Origin of the sequence: Mycobacterium sp. (assembly GCF_049280035.1) — a bacterium.
Taxonomy (GTDB): domain Bacteria; phylum Actinomycetota; class Actinomycetes; order Mycobacteriales; family Mycobacteriaceae; genus Mycobacterium.
Genome location: NZ_JBAPPI010000250.1, coordinates 1 through 3,231, shown reverse-complemented (window position 1 = coordinate 3,231; position 3,231 = coordinate 1). Strand labels below are relative to the sequence as shown.

General features: G+C 67.2%; 3 protein-coding genes and 1 pseudogene. All 4 read right to left on the bottom strand.

Going from position 1 to position 3,231, the window contains the following annotated elements:
- Window positions 1–212 (bottom strand): annotated as a pseudogene (locus tag WAN71_RS08100) (acyl-CoA dehydrogenase); the annotation flags it as partial.
- Complete coding sequence (locus tag WAN71_RS08095) at window positions 209–1,357, bottom strand: acyl-CoA dehydrogenase family protein (protein ID WP_422224831.1); 1,149 nt, start codon at window positions 1,355–1,357, stop codon at window positions 209–211. The gene WAN71_RS08095 and the pseudogene WAN71_RS08100, both read right to left, overlap by 4 nt.
- Window positions 1,358–1,359: 2 nt before the next feature.
- Window positions 1,360–2,496 (bottom strand): acyl-CoA dehydrogenase family protein, encoded by a 1,137-nt coding sequence (locus tag WAN71_RS08090; protein ID WP_422224830.1) that lies wholly within the window; start codon window positions 2,494–2,496, stop codon window positions 1,360–1,362.
- Window positions 2,493–3,231 (bottom strand): acyl-CoA dehydrogenase family protein (locus WAN71_RS08085; RefSeq protein WP_422224829.1); only part of this gene is annotated, 739 nt, incomplete at its 5' end. The genes WAN71_RS08090 and WAN71_RS08085, both read right to left, overlap by 4 nt.

Genomic DNA, 3,231 nt, shown 5'->3' with positions numbered 1-3,231 from the left:
TGGCAGAGCACCGCAGCCGCCAGCAGATCGTCGGGAGAGGATCTGACGTCGAGGTCGAATGCGCCGAGGTCGGCCAACGCGGACCGGGCGTCATGCCGCAAGTGTTCCTCGGTTTCGGCGCGCAGCGCCGTCTGCGGGCCGCCGAACCGGACGAACCGCTTGGCGGCGACCGCGGCGAATTCGGTAATATCTTCTGGCAGTGCGGTTTTCACCGGTGATCTCCCAAGGCTTCGCGTGCGACCAGCATTCGCTGTACTTCGATCGTTCCGGACGCGACGGTGGCGGCTTGGGCGTAACGCCAGTGGTCTTCAACCGCTCCGTGGAGTGGCGCGGAGGCGCCGCTGTCCAATGCCGTGGGGCCGAGCACGTCGAACAACAGCTCCGCGACCTGCTGATCGCAGGTGGTGGTTGCGATCCGGGCGGCGCTGGCGGCCGCGCCCGCCGATGGGTCATCCTGCAGCGACACCGCGCGATAGGCCAGCAGCCGCGCAACCCGCAAGTCGATCAGCGCCCGCACCCAGCGGGCCCGGATCGACTCGGGCAACTGGTCCCAGTCGTCGCCGAGTTCGTTCTGCATCCGGTCCAGCAGCGACTCGCACCGCGCGTACCGGGCGATCCCGACCCGCTCGAAGGCGAGGGCCTCGCGCATAACCCGCCAGCCGTCCCCAACCTCGCCGAGGACCTCATCGGCGAACACCTCGACGTCGTCGAGGAATACCTCGTTGAGGTGGTGTGGTCCCAGCATTGAACGGATTGGCCGCACGGTGATACCGGGCCGGTCCATGGGTACGAGAAACAGGCTGAGCCGCTTGGGTTTCGGCGCGTCCGGGTCGGTGCACGCCGCCAGCACGCACCAGGAAGCCATCTGGGCATACGAGGTCCAGACCTTCTGGCCGGTCACACGCCAACCGTCGCCGTCCGGCACCGCTCGGGTACGCAGCGACGCAAGATCGGTTCCGGCTTCCGGCTCGGAGAATCCCTGGCACCAGATCACTTCTCCGGCGGAGATGGCAGAGAGGTGTCGGGCCTTCTGCTCGGCGGTCCCATAACGCATCAGCGCGGGCCCGACCCAGTTGATACCCATGTACTGCGCTCCGCGGGGTTCATGGTGGGCCCACATTTCCTCACGCAGTACGGTCTGCTGCCAGACCGAACCTCCGCCGCCGCCATGTTCTTTCGGCCAGGCCAGGGCCAACAGTCCGTCGGAGGCCAGCAGCTTGCAAAACGACTCGGTGGTGGCGAGGTCTCTCGGGTCGTCGGTGCAGGCGCCCAAGAACCCTTCCGGGATATGTGCGGAAATCAAGTCCCGCAAGCGCTTTCTGAGTTCGACGGCGTCGGCACCGAGGTCGTAATCCATCATCATCCCTTCGGTAGTCCGAGCAGCCGCTCGGCGATGATGTTGCGTTGGATTTCGGATGTCCCGCCGTAGATGGTCGCCGCCAACGCGTCTTGACGTTCGAACAGCAGGTCTGCATCGCTGATCGAGGTCGGTCCGGTGGCCGCGCCGGCAAGCTCCCAAACCCGCTGCAGGGTCAGCGACCCGAGGAGTTTGAGGATGTCGGCTTCTGGGCTTGGCCGACCGGCGAGTTCGTTGTGCAGGGAGCGGTACCCGGTAGCCCGCAGCGCTTCGGCGTCGGCGAGCAGTGAGCCGAGCTCGGTGAAGACCTCACCGGAGGCGTAGTCGTCGTGCGCGGTCTGTGATCCTCGAATGGAATCGAGTCCACGTTGGATCTCGACCCAGTTCATGATCCAGATCATCTGGCGCTCATGGTTCAGCGACGCCAATGCGACTTGCCATCCGCCGTTGCAGGGCCCCAGCAGGTTCGCCACCGGCACCTCGACGTCGTCGAGAATGACTTCGCAGAACGTCTCGTCGGAGATCGACGCCATCCGGATGGGTTCGATTGTCACCCCGGGGGATTCGAGATCGAGGATCAGGCAGGAGATGCCGCGGTGTTTGGGTGCGTCCGGGTCGGTGCGGGCGTAGAGCGTGCACCACTTGGACAGATGCGCCTGGGTGGTCCAGATCTTCCTGCCTTTGACCCGGAACACTTTGCTTTCTGGGCCGTCCCGCTGGGCGCGGGTGCGCAGGCCGGCGAAATCGGATCCGGCTTCGGGCTCCGACATGCCCAGTGCCCACCACTCGTCGCCGCGTAGCAGCGGCACCAGCAGACGGTCGATCTGCTCAGCCGTGCCGAATTGGCGAATCCCCGGCGCAACAACATTGGGGCCGGCGATGTTGGGCATCTTGGGTGCCGATCGCATCGCTCCCTCGAGCCGGATCTCCATCGCGTCGGCCAAGCCCAACGACCGACCGCCGTGTTCGCGCGGCCAGGTCGGTTGCAACCAGCCCGCCTCGAACGCCGCGCGCTGATAACCACGCCGAAGATCGAGGTCCCAGCGATACTCGCGGTAGCGGTCGTAGTAGTCGTCCGGCAGAAAGTCCGTCAACCAGGCGGCATATTCGGCCACCACGTCGTTGTTGGCGCGCGTCATGCCGCGCCCCCGGCGACGCGGCGTCCCACTGCGTGGTAGAGCGCGCGGCTGTCTCCCAGCGTCGAGGCGCCTTGCCAGGCGTGCCGCAGATACAAATGCATGTCGTGCTCCCAGGTCTGCGCCAAAGCGCCGTGGACCTGAACGCCGGTGCGAGCGCAGCCGACCGCCGCCTCGGCTGCCGCTGCTTTGGCCAGCGCCGCAGCGGTCCAGCCGGCCGAGGGCGACGTCGCGGGATCGTCGAGGCGCGCTGCCGCCGCATAGGTGAGACTGCGAGCGCGCTCCAGGGCGACGTAGTTGTCGGCCAACGCGTGCTTGATTCCCTGGAAGGCGCCGATCGGCTTGCCGAACTGCTGTCGTGATTTCGCATGCTCGACCGAGCGCGCCAGCGCGCCGTCGGCTACACCAACCAGGTCGGCGGCCGCGGCGACCAACGGTGTCGCCAGCGCCGATTCCACATCCACTGGCGCGGTGACGACGGGTTCGGTGTCGATCTCGATGTCGGCAACCGGCTGTGCGGGATCGGTGCACTCCACGGCTTGTACGGACACGCCGTCGCCGACGCGAGCGACGGCGGCGACCGGCCCGTCAGGTGACGAGGCCAAGGTGACGATCAGCTCCGCCCGGGGCAGGCCGGCTACCGCGACCGCACGCCCGTGCAGGCGCCCACGCTCCAGCGTCATCGGCACGCCGGGCAGCCGATACCCGGGCGGGTGAACAGCCAGCGCGGCCACGACG